Below are 18,129 nucleotides of genomic sequence, written 5' to 3' on the forward strand. Positions count from 1 at the left end.
TGTTAGGGTGTTGGTAACCACACCGCCCCTACAAAGAGCCATGAGTTTTGACAAAAGGCAGCCCTGATGGACGCGGTAAATCCGATCCTGGCCCACAAACTTGGGCACTCGCAACCGGTTGCGTCCGAGCAAGCTGAAAGTGCGACGTCGCCCACGCGACAGATGCGCCGTGCGCTGGGGCGCGCCGCAGACAATGCTGTCGGCTTATCCGCGTCCGTTCTAGGGATTTCTGAAGAAGCGATGGATGCGGAAAGCCTTATCGCAGACGGGCCTGACGGATGGATCGTATTGGGGCTGCGTACCGGAGACGCCGCAGGCTTGTCGGGCCTATTTCTAATGGATCAACCTTTGCGATCCGCATTGATCGAAATGCAAACGATGGGTAGTTTGCTCCCCTTGGCGGAAACGCAGCGTGCTGTCACACGCACGGACGCGGTGATGACGGTCCCATTTGCTGCAAACCTGCTTGCCGAATTAGGAGAGGTCGAATTTGGCACACCAGATTTTAACATGGCCGCGTATGACATAGGCCCTGTCGAAAATCTGCGCACGGCTGGGCTGGTTATGATGCAAGGCCAATATCGCGTCTGGCGGGTCACGGTTCAATTGGGCGGGGGGGAAGCACAAGGTGAGATGATGATCGCGTTACGCCCCCAAAGCGACAACGCCCCGCAACCCGTTGAAGACTCAAATGCGTGGTCAACGAACCTGCGCGACGCCTTGGATGACGCGCCCGCCGATCTGGATGCAGTTCTTTCCAAAATGACTTTGCCCATCGGCAAGATTGACGCGTTCGAAGTGGGGCAGGTGGTGCAACTGGCCGGAACAACCGTTGGGTCCGTCACGCTGACTGGGCCGGGCGGTGAAAAGGTTGCAACGGCGCGTCTGGGGCAGGTGGCAGGTAAACGGGCCGTGCGGATTGAGGATGCTCAAGTTGATATGCAGGACGCCCCGCCGAAACTGGCGCCTGTTCAACAGTTTGTCGAAACCGCGAAGGAACCGAACCCGACTTCGTCGGATTTGGTCGATAGTTAAATCGGTTTAGCTGCCTGCTAGGGCGTTCAGCTGTCCGCGCATCATCGACAAATCATAGCCGTTTTGCGCGGCGGTTTGCATGATCTCATCAGTGTCACGCTTTCCAGCTTGACTAAGCGCCCAAACGATTGTGCTGCGCGTACCGGATGCACAGTAGGCGAGAACTGGACCTTTTGCCTGTGAACAGGCGTCTTGCTGTTGGGCTGCCAAGTCAACTGATAGCGTTGCGTGCGTGACGGGCAGAACCACAAGTTCAATCCCAGCTGCAGTTGCGGCCGCTTGCATCGCGTCCACTTGATGGGACGGCGGGATTTCAGAACACGGGCGGTTGTTGATAATGGTCGTAAACCCAAGCGCAGCGATCGCAGGTAAGTCCTGCGGGTCAATCTGTGGGGAAACGGCGTAGTCGGGGGTCAGTTGGCGTATATCCATACCCCGATTTAATACCTGTCGCGGCGCAGGTCTAGCCCGACAAGTCACTAATCGAACCACGCAACGCCAGATTGATGCGTTTGGGGGCTTTCCCTTTTTCGCTCAGGCCGCCATTCTGTTAACCAAAGTGGGGCGGCGGTTTCATAGGCCCGCTGGATAAGGATGTGGCATGGCGCGTTTGGTGCGGTTTCGAGTTATAGACGGCATAGCCGTCGTCACGCTGGACGCGGCCCCTGTGAATGCGCTTTCGGCACCGTTGCGGGCAGGCCTATGGGAAGTCTTCAAACGCATTGACGCAAACCCAGATATCAAAGCGGCCGTGTTAATGGCTGCGGGGCGTATGTTTTCAGCAGGCGCTGACATTCGTGAGTTTTCCAATCCAGCAAGTGAGCCGTCCTTGTCGCAGTTGTGTAACCACATCGAAGCCTGTTCCAAACCTGTCGTCGCAGCATTCCATGGCCAAGCATTAGGCGGTGGGGCGGAACTGTTGCTTGCAGCGCATTACAGGCTCGCGTCACCGGATGCGCGGTTTGGACTGCCAGAAGTCGCGCTGGGCCTTGTTCCTGGTGCAGGTGGTACCCAGCGGCTGCCACGCCTTATTGGGGCCGAACGCGCGCTTCAGTTGATGGTGTCCACTAGCTCGATTGAGGCCGGCGTCGCGCACCGTGTCGGACTGGTGGACGGGATCGTTCAAGGGGACCTCGGGTCTGGCGCTATTGCGTTCGCAAACAACTTGGTTGCGCGCGAGCAAGGCCCAAGATCAACGCGAGCAAATCGGACACATTTTCAAGACGTGCGGGCCCATGCTGCCGCGATTGCGCACGCACGTGAGAGTTTAAAGGACAACCCGCTTAACGCGCCTGAAAGGGTGGTCGATTGCGTTGAGGTTGCGGCCTTGCTGCCGTTTGACGCGGGGTTGGCATTTGAAGCCGACGCATTTGCGCGCTGTCTTGAACATCCACAATCTGTCGCATTGCGTCATGTTTTCATGGCGGAACGCAAGGTCGACAATGCCTTGCTTGAGAAGGACGATGGCGTTTTCCGCCCCGTCGTACCGATGGGCAAAGCGGTGGCAAACCGGTTGCGTAAAGCGTTTCTTAAGGCTGCGGAAAACCTTGTAGATAACGGCGCAAACGAGGCTGACGTTGACGGCGCAATGGTCGCTTACGGATTTCGAAAAGGGCCGTTTGGCGGCAGAACGAAAACCGAAAGTAATTCCAACGTTGAGCGCAAATTGATCGCAGCGCTTCTTGTTGAAGGCGCGGCCTGTGTTGATGAAGGTGCAGTTCAGCGGCCCTCAGACATCGATGCAATCGCGGTTCACGCGATCAGTTTTCCGCGCCGAAAAGGTGGTCCGATGCGTGCTGCGCAAACGCTTGGGCTTATCAGCTTACGCAAAGACATGCGGGTTTGGGCGCAAGACAGCGATAACTGGGCTGTACCGGATCTGCTGGATGACGCGATCAAAGACGCGGGCGGCTTTGACGCGATCTTGCGATCTTAGGCGAGGATCACGCCGACAACGACGCACATCAGGCCGATCACGGACAACAGGAATGATCCTAAGTTCAGGGGAAGCACAGCCTGAACTTTCGCACGCAACTCTTCATCGTTGGTCGCCTCGCGTTTGGCGCGTCGCACTTTCAGGATGCTCAGAATAATTCCGACAAGGCCAATCACCGAAATGACGGCGCCAATGCTGATGAGTAGGTCCATTTGCGTCTCCTGTTTTCCAGACATCGGGTACCGCGCCCACGCGCTGCACGCAACCGCTTGCCGCGCGGCGCTGGGAGGGTTAGGGAAGGGGCCGATCCAACCTAAATGAGGCCCGATATGTCTGACACTTCCACCGATGCAAGCTACCGCGTAACCGCAGACGAATTGCGCCAGTTCGTTGAACGGATTGAACGTTTGGACGCCGAGAAAAAAGACCTTGCCGAGCAGCAAAAAGAAGTGATGGCAGAAGCCAAGGGTCGTGGTTACGACACCAAAGTCATGCGCAAAGTGATCGCACTGCGCAAGCGTGACAGCGATGACATCGCCGAAGAAGAAGCGGTGTTGGAAATGTATAAAGAAGCGCTTGGCATGTAATCGTCCCAAAGGGGACGTTTAACATTCAGGCTATTCAGAGGGTCACGTGACCCTCAATCAAGATATTCGTATGGCCACCGATCTTGATGTCACCTTCGGGTGTCGGAAGGACATGTACGCGGCCGCTACGCCCTATCTTGGTCCCTTGTGCCACCATATAGGGGTCGTTCGCGCGTCCTAGTTGTTGGAACCAATGGGCAAGCGCGGCGTTCAGTGATCCGGTAATCGGATCTTCCTTAATGCCGTACAACATTCCGAACATTCGCACCTCATAGTTGGTTGGTCGGCCGTCCGGGTGGGCCGCAATCAACCCGAGCGCGACATTTTCAGTCTGGCCAAGAGCGTCCATATCGATCGCGAGAATTTCACGCGCCTCAGCCATTTCGATGACATGCCATTCGGGGCCATTGTTCAAGACGGCAGCGCCACGAACCTGCGCTGGATCAAGGTCGAACTGGCCTAATAAACGGGTCAAAATATCGTCGGGCATCGGTGAGATCGTGGTCGGTGGGGCGACAAAGGCGGGCACATCACCTGTTAGGTCAATTTCGACCAGACCGACACCGCAGTTTTGTACGATCTTGCCTGTGATCTTAGGGCTGTTTCCTGCCGCCAACCAGCATTGCGCAGTTCCCAATGTGGGGTGGCCTGCAAACTTCATTTCCCGTGAGACTGTGAAAATTCGAATGTCGTAATCCGCATCAGGGTCGCTCGGAGGGCAAACAAATGTCGTCTCAGCCAGATTGGTCCAACGCGCAAAGGCCTGCATTTCATCGTCGCTAAGCCCGTCACCGTCCAATACGATCGCCAGCCCGTTGCCACCGGTTGGGGTCGTGCTGAAAACGTCGCACTGCATGAATGCGCGGGATTTTGGGTTACGATCACGGGCCAATGAAATTCACACCTTCCATGCTGACGATCCGGTCAATATCTTCGTCATAATTCGCCGTCAGCTGGTCCACGGTTTCTTCCGTCCAACCTGGGATGTCGATTTCGTCCTCGATTTCATCTTCCAGCGCGTATTTCTCTAAGAACGCCGCAATGATACGCCGCTTTTGCTGTTCGGTCTGGGGAGGGTTGGCCTTTAGATAAGTGACGAAATGTTTCATGCCATCAGCGCTCATGATGGCACTGAGAAGGTCAAACCCGCCGGTAATTTTGGTGAGGGGATCAACGCCGCCCAGCTCACGAATAAGCTGCGCCCAGATAAGCGGGGTGTCCTCATTGCACCAAACCGTCAGGCTGGCGCGTGGCAATATATTGCGGATCCGCGCAATCAGATCAGACCAACGCAAATCGAGTGGAGCGATCCCGTTCATGAAGTTGTTGAAGCTCGTTGTATTGCTGTCCCCGAATGTCTCGGGAATGAACGTCGCTGGATTGCGAAGACCGATAAAAATTTCAATATCATCGTCCGGAAACAGGTCCGAAAGGCCGTGAAGCTTCTGTTCGGCGAGCGTGTAGAAAATACCGTCCTCAAATACACGCCGATGCACGCACATAAACTGAGCATGGCTCATTACAACGCGGTTGCATTGTTCATCGTCAAGAATCGCATCCATCAAAATTTCGCGAGTATCGCTCGCGGGTTGTTGCCCATCAAGCGCTTGAATTGTTTCACGAATCAGACGTCTGTACTTGCCGGGTCCGGGAACCTTCACGCCCTGTTCGGCGAATGTTTCAGCATTCTTAAGGACAGACTTAAGTAGGCGGTCCTGATCCGTACAATTCGCACCGATGTGATAAACAATCTGCATTAATTCCGCGCCTGACATCGTTGTGAAATGTTGTTTTTCAGACCTTATGCTCGATTTATCACTAGTGGAACCGCTCTTGATGCAAATTTCTGTTCAGACCCTCTTGCGCGAACCCAAAAGGTTCCTTAAAGCAGCGCCCAGTGCCCCTATAGCTCAGCTGGTAGAGCAACTGATTTGTAATCAGTAGGTCCGCGGTTCGAGTCCGTGTGGGGGCACCATTTCACTCATGAATATCAAAGAGCTTACTGTAGCTCGCGCTTTGGCTGCTATTGCTGGAGTTGGTCCTGCAAACGGCATGAGGGTATGGGGGCACATCTTGTACGGCCCTGTGGTGCCTCGATTCTGATGTCATCGTGGCTCCCGCAGTTGGCACCAATTACTTAAACCATTTTCGATTTTCAACCTATCCAAAATTTCTACTCTAGGGGGAAAATATTACTGGGTGCGACCTTGCTTCTAAGCGATCTATGCCTGATAAATTTCTAATAAGTATAATTAAGACGGACATGGGCGCGTAAGTATATGAAACACCTTTTTCAGGTAGCCATGATCTTGCTTCTGAGCATTTGGTCAAGTTCGACTCTGGCGACCCCTTACACAGAGAACGTTCCTGCGCCGACTTCATTGCCTTTGCCGCCAGAATATCCGGCTGCTGGTGGCGTTGTTATCGTTCTGACCGGCGCAAACGGTAACATTTATTACCAGTTTAGCGATCCGGATGGCGCTTTTCGCGGATTTAACAACAATGGTCAGCCTGTCGCGTTTCGCGGCAATCCGTTTACTGTAAACGACCCCATCTCGTTGGATTGCGGGTTTTCGTCTTGTTTCGATTATTTCGGTGGGTCCATTGCGCGAATGGATGTGCGTTTTTCGGCTTGGGATGGCGGCACCCAGCCGGATGGCTTTGGTGAGGATGACATCAAGCTGTTCATCAACGGATACCAAGCACAGGATGGGCCACTAGGTGTATGATTTTTTTAGAAAAGGGCTCAGAAGTTTGACTTTTAGCAACGTTACAATGAGAGCAATCTTTCTTGCGGCCCCATTTTTTCTGCCAACGGCGACGCTTTCCCAGACAACCCAAACTGGTCCACTACCTTACACATTGCCGAGCTGCTCAGCAAAAGACGCCGGCGCAGTTTCCGTAGCTAATGTCCAGATTGTCGGTAGTTGCGGTTCCCCCAGTGATACGGTTGACGTTTCATTCGATTATTCATTTTTTACAAACTCGAACCGATATGACTTCCGATTTGGGCTATCCACGCCATCTGGCGGAACTGAACAGGTGTTCTATCAGGAATGTGCCCATTCCGCATTGGGCATTACACCAGATGATCCGGCGGACCCATCCGCAGGCTCGTCCATTTTTGACGACATCGACGGTGATGGTGACTGCGGCGATGTCTATGGAGGCACGCCTGGTACGGCTGGAACTGTTTCATTCACGATGTCTTGTGATCCCTTAGGGACGGGGGCAGTCGATCCAAACCTTATGGTCTCACCCGTTTTGGATTGGGTTCAACGAGTAGGAGACAATAAGGATTGGGAGTTTGAGGGTCCAAAGTGTCGGATTGGCGATGCTGATGGATTGGCTCGTTTTACAATCCCGACCGCCGCAGCGATTTCTTCTATTTCAAAGATATCGAATGGCGACACCGGGACTTTCGACTACTCGGTATCAAATGCAGAAATTAACAGCGCAACTGGTGGCAACACGTCGTCGATTACAACAACAACATCCGGCACCTCTGCAACCGACGGCTTGGAGTTTCTGATCCAAGACCTCGCCGATCCATTTGTGTTAACCGAGACCTTACCGTCGGGATGGGAGGTCACGGATATCTCTTGTACTCGAAACGGGGTCGAGTCCATTGGGACGTTTTCCGAAGCGACAGCGTCGTTGACGATTGCGGGTGGGACCCTCGATGTTGGCGACGATATTGCTTGCACGATTACAAATTCGCTTCCATCTGATCCCGTTCTGACGCTTCAGAAGACGGTCGTAAACGATAACGATGGAACTGCGGTTCCTTCTGAGTGGACCCTGACTGCGACAGGGCCGACAGTTTTGTCGGGCGCCACAGGCATCAGCGGAACGGTTACGGCTGGGGACTACAGCCTGAGCGAAGCCGGACCAACAGGTTATACGCAAACCGATCTTGTTTGTACTGGGGGGAGCGACACTGATTTGACGGACGGCCTGACGTTGGCGGCGGGGGAGGCAGTCACTTGTACCTTTACAAATAATGACGATGCAGTGCCTTTAAGCAGCCTGACCATAGTAAAAACGCTGGAAAGCGGAGCGAACCCGATCACCGCCGATACGGACGAGCTTGTTTATAGCTATGAATTGACGAACGACGGCAACACGCAGCTAAACACACTCGCAGTGAGTGACGACAAAGTCGACGTAGTCTGCCCAGTGGTAACGCTCGACCCCGGTGACAGCGTGACCTGTACGTCAATCGCCGATCCTTATGACGTGTTGCAAAGCGATATCGACGACGGTGGCGTGACAAACACTGCCTCCGCCACAGCCGTGGCTGCTAATGGCGATACGATAATATCGCCCGAAGTGTCTTTGACAGTTCCTGCAACGCAAACGTCTGAGCTGAGCTTAGTAAAAGCGTCTGACCCTGATCCTGTTCTTGCCGCGGATTTCTTTGACGGTGCGACGGTCGACTATGTTTATACGGTCACCAACGACGGTAACGTGACGATCACTGATGCTGTTACGATTACGGACGATAAATTTGGGTCGCTGATCACTTGTCCTCCAGGTGACATTGCGCCTGGGGATTCAATTGAATGCCGCGAAACCTATATGATCACAGGTGCGGATGTTGCGGCGGGCACTGTTGTAAACGTGGCTTCGGCCAGCGATGGAAACGTGACTTCGAACACTGACAGCGTTGCGATCCCGCAAGACGGTGCACCAGGGATTACATTGGATAAGGTTGCGGACACTCCGAGCTATGACGATCTGGCCGATACTATTACCTACACCTTTACTGTTACCAACTCTGGCGAAACCCCCATCGCAAGCAGCCAGCCGATCACTATTGATGACCCGTTAATCGGCGCACCGTTCACCTGTTCGGAACAACCGTTGAACCTGTTCCCGGTTTCTAGTGGGTCAACGCCAAACAGCTTTAGCTGTACACGGACATACGGACCTGTAAGCCAAGGTGACATCGATACGGGGCAGGTGGACAACACCGCGTCGGCGTCTTTTGAAGTTGGTGGACTAACGGTTACATCCCCAAGCAGCTCTGCAACAGTACTAGCGAACATTGTCCCGCAACTATCGCTTGTGAAGGAGGGTTTGCCTGTAAGCGGAATACATCATCGTTACCAAACCTTGGGCGAAGAGATTGAGTATACCTTTGCGGTGACCAACGATGGAACGCAAACTTTGACGTCTGTTGTGGTAACGGACCCACTTATCCCGACGCTGTCCTGCACCATCACGGATCTAGCGCCGGGTGCGACGGATAGCAGTTGCACAGGCGGTTACTTTGTCACGCAGGAAGATGTGGATTTAGGTGAAATCGTCAACACAGCTAACGCGCTTGGAACAAGCCCAACGGGCCTTACCGAAACGGCGACGGATGTGCACACGATTAGAATGAGGCCTGCGTTTCGGACCTCTATTCTTGAATTAGATAAGTCTGCCAGCACCACGTCCTTCACGACTGTTGGTGAGACGATCAACTATGCGATCGAAGTGACGAATGCGGGAACACTTACGCTTGAGAACGTTGTCATTACCGACGCAACACTTGGTCTAACTTGTAACATTGGAACGCTCGCACCGCTTGCGAGCGATGACAGCTGTGTGGGCACCTACGAAATCACACAAGCAGACATCGATGCAGGAAGCGTCTTTAACGAGGCGACGGCATCCGCAACAGACGCTGCAAGCGTTATGTCCGATGTCACTGTCACCGGCCCGACCCGTACGCCTTCATTCACGATCGAAAAGACAGCCAGCGACGACACTGAGGTGGCCGAGGGGACAATTGTTACCTACAGCCACGTTGTGACCAACGATGGCACTGTGACGCTGACCGACATTACGTTGACGGATACTCATACAAGCGCTGGTGGCACTCAATCGCTGACCTTCTCGCCGTCCAACGTGATTGCGACATTGGCGCCGGGGGACAGTGTGACGCTGACCACCGTTTATGTGATTACGCAAGACGATATCGATGCGGGCGCGGATGTGACCAACACCGTGTCGGCTACGGCGACACCGCCTTCTGGCACCACGGTTGATCCAGTCACGTCTAGTGAAGTGGTTGATCTGGAAGACATTGCGCCTTCGATCAGCGTTGTCAAAACCGAAAGCGACGGCACGGCGAGCTTTGACAATCTGGACACACCGCCGACAACAGAGACATTTACCTTTGAAGTCACCAACGACGGCAACGTAACTTTAGAGGGTTTTGTTCTTACGGACGACCTGACCGGCTTTTCCTGTACACTTCCAGACCTTGCTCCCGGAGCATCCACGACAACCTGTGACACCGGCGCCCCGGCGCTGAGTACGATTTATACCGTGCAACAAGAAGACGTCGACCGCGGATCGTTCTCGAATACCGTCACTGTGACCGACGGCACGACGACAGCGACGGATACCGTGTCACTGTTGGGACCTGCGCAATTGCCGCTGCTGGACATGACCAAGACGGCGACCTCAGGGGCGAACTTCAGCGATGTGGGGGATGTAATTGAGTACGATTACGTTGTCACGAACACCGGAAATATGACCCTAACAGCGGCGATAACGGTGGCGGACGATAAGACTACGGTGACATGTCCTGTGTTACCGGCAGCTGGGTTGCCACCACTTCAAAGCATTACCTGTACTTCGACCTATGCGGTAAATCAGGATGATCTGGATGCCGGTGTCGTTACCAACGATGCAACAGCGACAATTCGTCAAACAGTTGTGCCGTCTTTGACCCATCCGACAGGCACAGCTGAAGTGTCCTCGGCTGAAGTCACAGAAATGGTAACCGCGTTTCAGGATCCTGGGCTTGAGATTGCAAAATCTATCGCGCCTGGCACGCCTTCTACCTACTCCGCAACAGATGATATCGTGACGTTCCAGTTTGTTGTTACCAACTCAGGCAACGTGACCCTGACGGATACAGTGACAGTCACAGATCTAAACCTCGACCCCACGACGCTGACTTGTCCAGCGGTTGGCCCAGTCGACATCGCGCCTGGTGACACTGTGACTTGTACGGCCACTTGGTCACCCGAACAGGGAAACATAAACGACGGTAGTTTTACCAACTCAGCTACAGCAGCCACGACCTTTGGAACCGACCCCGTGGTAACTCCGGTCCCTGCGACCGCAATCGCGACCGCGATTCAGACCCCTGAAATGGAAATGGTGAAAGTACTGACCGGTCTACAAGAACCGGCACCGGGCAGCGCACCCACAACCACCTTCGCCTCTGGTAACGTGGCCCTTTATAGCTACACGATCACCAACACTGGTAACACGACACTGACCAGCCCGATCACGATCGAAGACAACCTTATTGGTACCATTAACTGTCCTTTGGTTGACCTTGCTCCGACAGACGCTCCGATGGTTTGTACAGCGAGTTACACGATCACCACTGACGACGTTGAACTTGGCTCCGTGACCAATATTGCGACGGCCACAGATGGTGGCGGCACCGAAAGCCCGCCTGCGGATGAAACCGTACCGGGAGATTCAAACCCGTCAATGTCGATGCTTAAAGAGGCCGACGTAGCGACGTTCAGCGCTGTAGATGATCCGATTGTCTATACTTATACGGTGACCAACACCTCAATCGGTGTAGAAACAAGCCCGGGTGTGTTCTTGCGTCCTGCGTTTGAAAACCCGATCACAATCACAGATGATAAGTTCCCCGGTGTCGACATCGCCTGTCTTCCGACCGCTGACAACCGTTTGTCGCCAGACGAAGAAACAACCTGTACAGCGACCTACTTTGTTACGCAGGATGATCTGGATGCCGTTCAAGGTGACGGGGCAGGGGGGCTGACGTCGGCCTTTGTCACCAACAACGCTATCGCCGAAACTGAATTTACTGCTACCACTACCGTTGTCTCGCCAGCACAAACTGTGACTGTTGATGGATCTGCAGAGCCTGAACTAACCACGGCCAAAGATATGACAGACGGCCCTGCGGAAGCGGCGGTTGGCGATGTGCTTGGATACACGATCACCACGACGAACACGGGCAACCAGCGCGTCAGTGGCATCACGGTGAACGATCCGCTGATCCCGACGTTGACCTGTACCATTGACGGCACATCGGTGACGTCACCATTCACGCTTGAGGCCGGTCTGAACGGAGCAGGGGAGGAGCTGGTCTGTGTGGGCACCTATGAGGTGACGCAAGATGACATCGATGCACAGGTTGCGTTGGAGAATACGGCCACGGCTGAGGGCTCGTCGCCTGACGGCACGCTGGTTCAACCGGATCCGGCCGTACACGAACAGGACCTAATTACTGACACAGGTGCTGTGAGCGTAGAGAAAAATCTGACGCCAGGCTCTGCGGCGACCTATACGGACGCGGGTCAGCCGGTGTCGTTTACGATCACGGTGACCAACAGTGGCGACGTCACGCTTCGCGACATTGTGGTGACGGACGATTTTCCCGATGGCAGCACGGCGAGCTGCACGATCGCCGGTCCGTTGGCACCTGATGAAAGTGACAGCAGCTGTATCTTCGTTTACCAAATCCAACAGGAAGATATAGATGCAGGCGAGCTGACCAACGTGGCCAGCGCCGTCGGCACACCTGTCACACCCGGTGCAGAAGACGTCACTGGAGAAGACGACATTGAGGTCGACGGGCCAGATTTTGAGCCAGAACTCACCGTGAACAAAACAACCGAAGCGACTGAGTTCAGCTTTGAAGGCGAACAGATCGATTATACTTACGTAATTGCCAACACCGGTAACGTAACGATCTTTGATCAACCGACTTTGAGTGATGACAAAATACCGACTGGTTTGATTTGTGACGACATTCCCGCGGACGGGTTTGAGCCCTCTGACTTCATCACCTGTACCGGCAGCTATACGGTGACGCAGGAAGACGTGGATGACGCGGATGAAAATGGATTGACCAACATCGCCACTGTCACTGCGCCAAACGACTATGGCACCTCGCCGATCGAAGCCACTGATAGCGTGACGCTTCCTGCTGTGCGCGATCCTGAGATGACAGTAACCAAAGTTGCGTCTGACACGACGGACGTAGAGGCGGGTGACACGATTACCTACACTTACACAGTGACCAACACTGGTAATGTGACGCTGGAACCGGTGACGTTGGTAGACAACCACACGTCCGCTGCTGGCGCGGACCTTCCGCTCGCTATTGAAGACGGCGGAATTATCGCCACGATGGCACCAGATGATGTTGTGGTTCTTGAGGCGACCTATATCGTCACTCAAGCAGACATCGATGCGGGTGCGGATCTGACCAATACTGTCACCGCGACACCGACACCGCCTTCTGGCACCACGCTAGACCCAGTCACCGCTGACGAAACGGTCACGGTTGAAGCGGCCGACCCGTCGCTTGTTGCGCTTAAAACTCTGTCGGTGGAACCCGATCCGGTTGCGCCAACAACTACAGTCACGTTTGAGATCACGGTTCAGAACGACGGTAATGTCAGCCTCACGGCTCCGGTCCTGACCGATACGCTGACCCGTTTGGACACGACGGTAGTCATGCCGGCCCCTATTCCTGCTTATGCATCAGGCGATTCGGCGACGACTGGCACTGCTGGTACATTGGATGTGGGTGAGATTTGGACCTACACAGTCAGCCATGTGATTACACAAGACGACATCGACGCGGGTGGTCTGTCTAACTCCGTTCTAGCTGAGGCGACCGATCCATTTGGTACCGATGTTGAAGATACGTCAGACGACGGAACGGGCGCAGGCAGCAAGCCGACTCCGTTCCCGATCGACTATGAACCAGCAGTCGAAGGTCTGAAAACTATTCTGTCTGGAACAACTGCCGTGGATGAAACAGTAATCTTTGAGATCACGATTGAGAACACCGGCAACGTCACGCTGAACAGCGTTGCAGTGGCCAGTGATACATTGACCCGCGCAGATGGCACGCCGTTGACACTGACCACACCACCAGCATTCGTTTCGGCTGATCAAAACTCGGTCGAAGGCACTTTGCTGGTGGGCGAGATTGCAACGTATCAGGCGACGTATGTACTGACTCAAGAAGACATTGACGCGGGCGGTATCGTCAATACGGCTACCGTAACCGGTAATGATCCGTCCGGCGGCTCGGCGAGTGACGTGACAGACAACGGTACAGGCGGCGGCGATGATCCGACCGAACTTGATATCGCTGCAGAGCCTGAAATTTCCATGATCAAGACGCTGCTTTCAGGCGGACCTACATATAACGCCGTTGACCAAGAGCTGGTCTTTAACTTCGCTGTTACAAACGAAGGAAACATAACGCTAACCGATCCAATCACGATCAATGATGCAATGATTACAGGCGCAGTTCCTGCCCAAGCAATAACCTGTGATCCAACACCACTTGCACCTGGTGATACCCTCAACTGCACAGGGTCGTATTTCGTTACCCAAGAAGACATCGATGACGGATCGATCACAAACTCCGCGACAGCGCTGAGCGATGAATCTGACGAAACAACGCCAGCAGAAGTTACAGTTCCAGCGTTGCAGGAACCGGAACTTGAATTGCTGAAGGTCGCGGATGACATGCCGGCAGACGAATTTTTCGTTGGGGCAATTGCAAGCTATACCTACACTGTAACCAATACCGGTAACGTGACGATTACGGATCCGATTACGATTTCTGACAACAAGATCGACAGCGCCGACATCAGTTGCCCAACGTTCCCGTCAACAGGCATTGCACCTGACGGCACCTACGTTTGTACTGCTACCTACGAAGTCACAGTCGATGACAACACCCTGAGTGTGGTTACTAACAACGCGACGGCGACGGACGGCACCACGACCTCGCCTACTGCAAGTGAGACGATCCCGAATGACGGCACACCAGCACTGAACACCGTCAAAACGCTGTTCGCAGTAAATGGCGATGAAGCGGCGACAATGTTTGATACTGTCGGTGATATTCTAACGTATGAGTTTACCGTGACCAACACGGGTGAGGTGTCCTTCTCCAATGATGTTTTGGTGGTCGACCCGATGATCGTCGAGAGCCCGATTACTTGCTTCACATCAACCACGGTCGGCCCTGATGCAGACCCTGATTTCCGATCGGATGAGGTGGTTACCTGCCAAGGTACATATGAAGTCACGCAGGACGATTTGGATGCGGGCGAAGTGTTCAATGAAGCAACGGCGCAGACATCATTTGGCGATTTGCCGACCACCGTAGAGTCTCCAGCAGGTTCGGAAACAACGCCTGCCGACCCAGCCCCACTGATCGAGCTTGTGAAGTCCGTTGAGACTTTGCCTGTTACGGCAGTTGATCAAGTTCTGACGTATACACTGACGATCACGAACACAGGCAACCAGACTCTGACCAACATCAGTGCCACTGATATTTTGCTGCCCGATCTCACCTGTGAAGTCGACGAATTGGCTGTTGATGCCGAGCTTATTTGTTCTGACACTTACATCGTCACGCAAGACGATATTGATAGTGAAACACTGGTAAACACGGCGAGCGTTTCTGCGGTTGATCCGCAGGGCGAAGAGGTTCTCGGTGGTGACGAAATCATCACCAGAATGCCCGACGCCGAACCTTCGTTTGTACTCAGCAAAACTGCGAACCCTGATCCGTTTGGCGCCGTTGGGACCAGCGTCCTTTACACATTCACGGCAACAAACGACGGTACCGTCACCCTCTTTGACGTCACGATTACGGATGACATCGTTGATCCGGCTTATAGCTGTACGATCGCGCGCCTGAATGTCGGCGCAAACGACAACAGCTGCACCTTGTCTTATGAAGTCACTCAAGAAGACGTTGATGCAGGCGAGATCATCAACGTGGCGAACGCGACAGCCACTGATCCATTTGAAACAGAAGTTCCAGCTACCGCGACAAATACAGCCGAAGGTCCAGATGCGGAGCCAGCGCTTGTAGCCGTCAAAACAGCCAGTGTTGGGGGTACGACCGTTGGGTCCGAGATCACCTATACGCTGACTGTCGAAAACACTGGCAACGTGTCGCTAAACACGCCAACGATCGTTGACACCATGACGAGAAACAATGGTCAGGTTGTTAGTCTTGATGCGCCGTTTGAGTACCAGTCTGGCGACACAGACGACGACGACGAAGTCGATGTTACCGAAACTTGGGTCTACACCGCGACCTATACATTGGGCCAAGCCGACTTGAATGCTGGTGGATTGTCCAACTCGGTCGACGTAACCGCGACAGCGCGGGATGACACAGAAGCGTTTGACACGTCTGATGACGGCGACAACAGTGATGGCAACACCACTGATGATCCAACCGAAGTTCCGATCGTCCAAGGTCCGGCGATCAATACGGTTAAGACAATTGTTCCACGCGATCCGACATTGGGCAATCCGGCGCCGGGCGAGTTGATCACATATGTGATTACCGCAACAAACATTGGCAACGTCACGCTGACTGATCACACGATCACAGACAGCATCACGCGCGCTGACGGGGGGGTGGCGACTGGCGTAACAACTGGGCCTACCCTGACTTCTGGCAATGCCGACGGGATTGATCCGGGCGAGGCATGGGTTTGGTCCTTTACTTACGAGATCACGCAAGACGACGTTGATGCAGGCGGTTTGGTAAACACAGCCACAGCCGGCGGCAGTGACCCAAGCGGTGATCCAGTGACCGACCAATCTGACAATGGCGATGATACTGATGGTAATTCCGAAGATGATGACACTCTTTTTGCCATTATTCCGGTTCCAGCGCTTACCGTTGTGAAAGAATTTGTCAGCGTCGGTGACGCAGCACTTGAACAGGTCGAATTCCTGATCACGGTCACCAACACTGGCGAAGCGACATTGCGCGATGTGGTTATCGTCGACACCATGACCAATAATGACGGCACGGTTCTGGACCCTGTAACGGTGGCCGTAGTGTCGCCTGGCGATCCGGCTTTGTTGGCAGTGGATGGCATCCTGACTTACCGTGTTACCTACACATTGACGCAGGCTGATGTGGACAGCGGCGGTGTCAGCAACACCGCAACGGCAACAGGTGTCGCACCAAACGGGACGTCCGTATCAGACGTGTCAGACATTCCAAATGGTGGCGACGGTAGTACTCCAACTCCAGCGCCGATCACTCAGATCGACACGATGGAAGCCACGAAAGTTGCCAGCACACCGACGCGCATCGCCCCGAATATCTTTGAAGTGACCTTCACGATGACGCTGACCAACCTCGGCAATGTGACGCAAACCAACTTGGTCCTCGAAGATGATCTGACGGCATTTGTTTCGCCAGCAACGCTCAGCTCAGTTGCGACGCCAGTTTTGAAAGATTTCACCACCGGAACGGCAAATCTGGGTTACAACGGTACAAGTGATATTGTTATGGCTTCGGCCGGAACGTCTCTCGCTCCGGGGGCGACAGGCACGATCGAGCTGACGGTTACCTATGACGTAACCAATGGGCAGCCAGAAGGCTCAAACGTGTTTAGCGCGACGTCCGATCGTATCACATCGGCAGTCAGCGCAACTGCGACCGTAATCGCAGGTGCCGACCCCGATATCCTCGCTGTGAAAACGGTCACTCCAGACCGCGCAACTGTTGGTCAGACTGTTACTTATACGATGCTGTTCACCAACAACCTTGCCACCGATGAGGCCAATTTGACCTTGGTTGATGCGATGCCAGCGGGCCTGACCTACACGCCTGACAGCGCGACCTATAACGGTGCCGCCAGCCCTCAACCTGACGTCGCAGGCCGCACTCTGACATGGCCTGACGTCACGATTGCCGCTGGTGAGACCGTCACGATCACGGTGCAAGCGCGTGTGAGCGATGGTGGTTTGGGCGATATCGTGAACGAAGCCTATGTGCTCGACCCGTCGGGCGCACGCGTGTCTAACGTTGCCAGCGCAACTCTGCGTCTACCCGTTGAGGCCGTGTTCGATTGTACAGACATCATTGGCAAAGTGTTCGATGATCGGAACATGAATGGCTATCAGGACGGCGTGATTGAAGATCGCGGTATTACTGATCAGACTTACGATGGCGGTAAATTCACTGTAGCTCCGATTATTGAGCCAGACGGCGAGCCGGGCTTGCCAAATGTACGATTGTCGACAGTGGACGGTACGATCATCACGACAGATGAATACGGGCGCTACAGCGTACCTTGTGCGGCATTGCCTGGTGATACCGGTGAAAACTTCACTCTCAAGCTAGATACACGCTCGCTACCAAGCGGGTATCAGGTCACAACGGAAAACCCGCGCGTTATCCGCGTGACCGCAGGCACCATGGCGCGTCTGAACTTCGGCGCAACGATCGCGACTGTCGTTGACATCGATCTAATGGACAGCGCTTTTGCGCCGGGTTCGGAAGAAATAACGCCTGCGCTGCGACAGGGTGTCGATCAATTGGTTGCGGCACTGCAAGAAGATCCTTCCGTGCTGCGTTTGACCTATTACCGCGCCGACGAAAGTCAGCAACTGGCGCGTGACCGTATGGATAGGCTAGAAGCCTTGATCCGTGACCGCTGGCGCGACACTGGTGCAGGACGACTGCCCATTGAACGCACGATCAACCGGTTGCAGTAGAAAGACGAG

At 54.2% G+C, this 18,129-nt stretch carries 9 protein-coding genes and 1 tRNA gene; 6 read left to right on the forward strand and 4 right to left on the reverse strand.

Annotated features, from left to right (window positions below):
* The first annotated feature begins 66 nt into the window (after positions 1–66).
* Positions 67–1,035, forward strand: a complete 969-nt coding sequence (locus tag OSB_RS05870) for a FliM/FliN family flagellar motor switch protein (protein WP_049834111.1) — start codon at positions 67–69, stop codon at positions 1,033–1,035.
* A gap of 6 nt (positions 1,036–1,041) precedes the next feature.
* Here OSB_RS05870 and OSB_RS05875 read toward each other — a convergent pair whose 3' ends face one another.
* Entirely contained in the window at positions 1,042–1,467 is a 426-nt protein-coding gene (locus tag OSB_RS05875; protein ID WP_049834112.1) for a protein tyrosine phosphatase family protein, read from the reverse strand.
* Positions 1,468–1,636: 169 nt separating this feature from the next.
* Between OSB_RS05875 and OSB_RS05880 the strand changes: the two genes are divergently transcribed.
* On the forward strand, positions 1,637–2,971 hold the full coding sequence (locus tag OSB_RS05880) for an enoyl-CoA hydratase/isomerase family protein (RefSeq protein WP_049834113.1): 1,335 nt from the start codon (positions 1,637–1,639) through the stop codon (positions 2,969–2,971).
* Here OSB_RS05880 and OSB_RS05885 read toward each other — a convergent pair.
* Positions 2,968–3,183, reverse strand: a complete 216-nt coding sequence (locus tag OSB_RS05885; protein WP_143831207.1) for a hypothetical protein — start codon at positions 3,181–3,183, stop codon at positions 2,968–2,970. The genes OSB_RS05880 and OSB_RS05885 overlap by 4 nt on opposite strands.
* Before the next feature lie 117 nt (positions 3,184–3,300).
* Between OSB_RS05885 and OSB_RS05890 the strand changes: the two genes are divergently transcribed.
* Positions 3,301–3,558: a DUF2312 domain-containing protein gene (locus OSB_RS05890; protein WP_049834115.1), complete on the forward strand. Its 258-nt coding sequence runs from the start codon at positions 3,301–3,303 to the stop codon at positions 3,556–3,558.
* A gap of 34 nt (positions 3,559–3,592) precedes the next feature.
* Here the strand turns inward: OSB_RS05890 and OSB_RS05895 are convergent, their stop codons facing one another.
* Positions 3,593–4,450, reverse strand: a complete 858-nt coding sequence (locus OSB_RS05895; protein WP_234967352.1) for a PhzF family phenazine biosynthesis protein — start codon at positions 4,448–4,450, stop codon at positions 3,593–3,595.
* Positions 4,440–5,315: a hypothetical protein gene (locus OSB_RS05900; protein WP_049836067.1), complete on the reverse strand. Its 876-nt coding sequence runs from the start codon at positions 5,313–5,315 to the stop codon at positions 4,440–4,442. Before OSB_RS05900 ends, OSB_RS05895 begins: the two co-directional genes overlap by 11 nt.
* 142 nt (positions 5,316–5,457) lie before the next feature.
* Here OSB_RS05900 and OSB_RS05905 point away from each other — a divergent pair.
* The 3 genes from OSB_RS05905 to OSB_RS05915 all read left to right on the forward strand — a co-directional run bounded on the left by OSB_RS05905 (position 5,458) and on the right by OSB_RS05915 (position 18,120).
* A tRNA-Thr gene (locus tag OSB_RS05905) sits at positions 5,458–5,533 on the forward strand.
* 304 nt (positions 5,534–5,837) lie between these two features.
* On the forward strand, positions 5,838–6,287 hold the full coding sequence (locus OSB_RS05910) for a hypothetical protein (RefSeq protein WP_049834116.1): 450 nt from the start codon (positions 5,838–5,840) through the stop codon (positions 6,285–6,287).
* 46 nt (positions 6,288–6,333) lie between these two features.
* A complete protein-coding gene (locus OSB_RS05915) occupies positions 6,334–18,120 on the forward strand; it encodes a DUF7507 domain-containing protein (RefSeq protein WP_049834117.1) in 11,787 nt (3,928 codons plus the stop codon).
* Positions 18,121–18,129: the final 9 nt, after the last annotated feature.

The organism is Octadecabacter temperatus (genome assembly GCF_001187845.1).
GTDB classification, from domain to species: Bacteria; Pseudomonadota; Alphaproteobacteria; order Rhodobacterales; family Rhodobacteraceae; genus Octadecabacter; species Octadecabacter temperatus.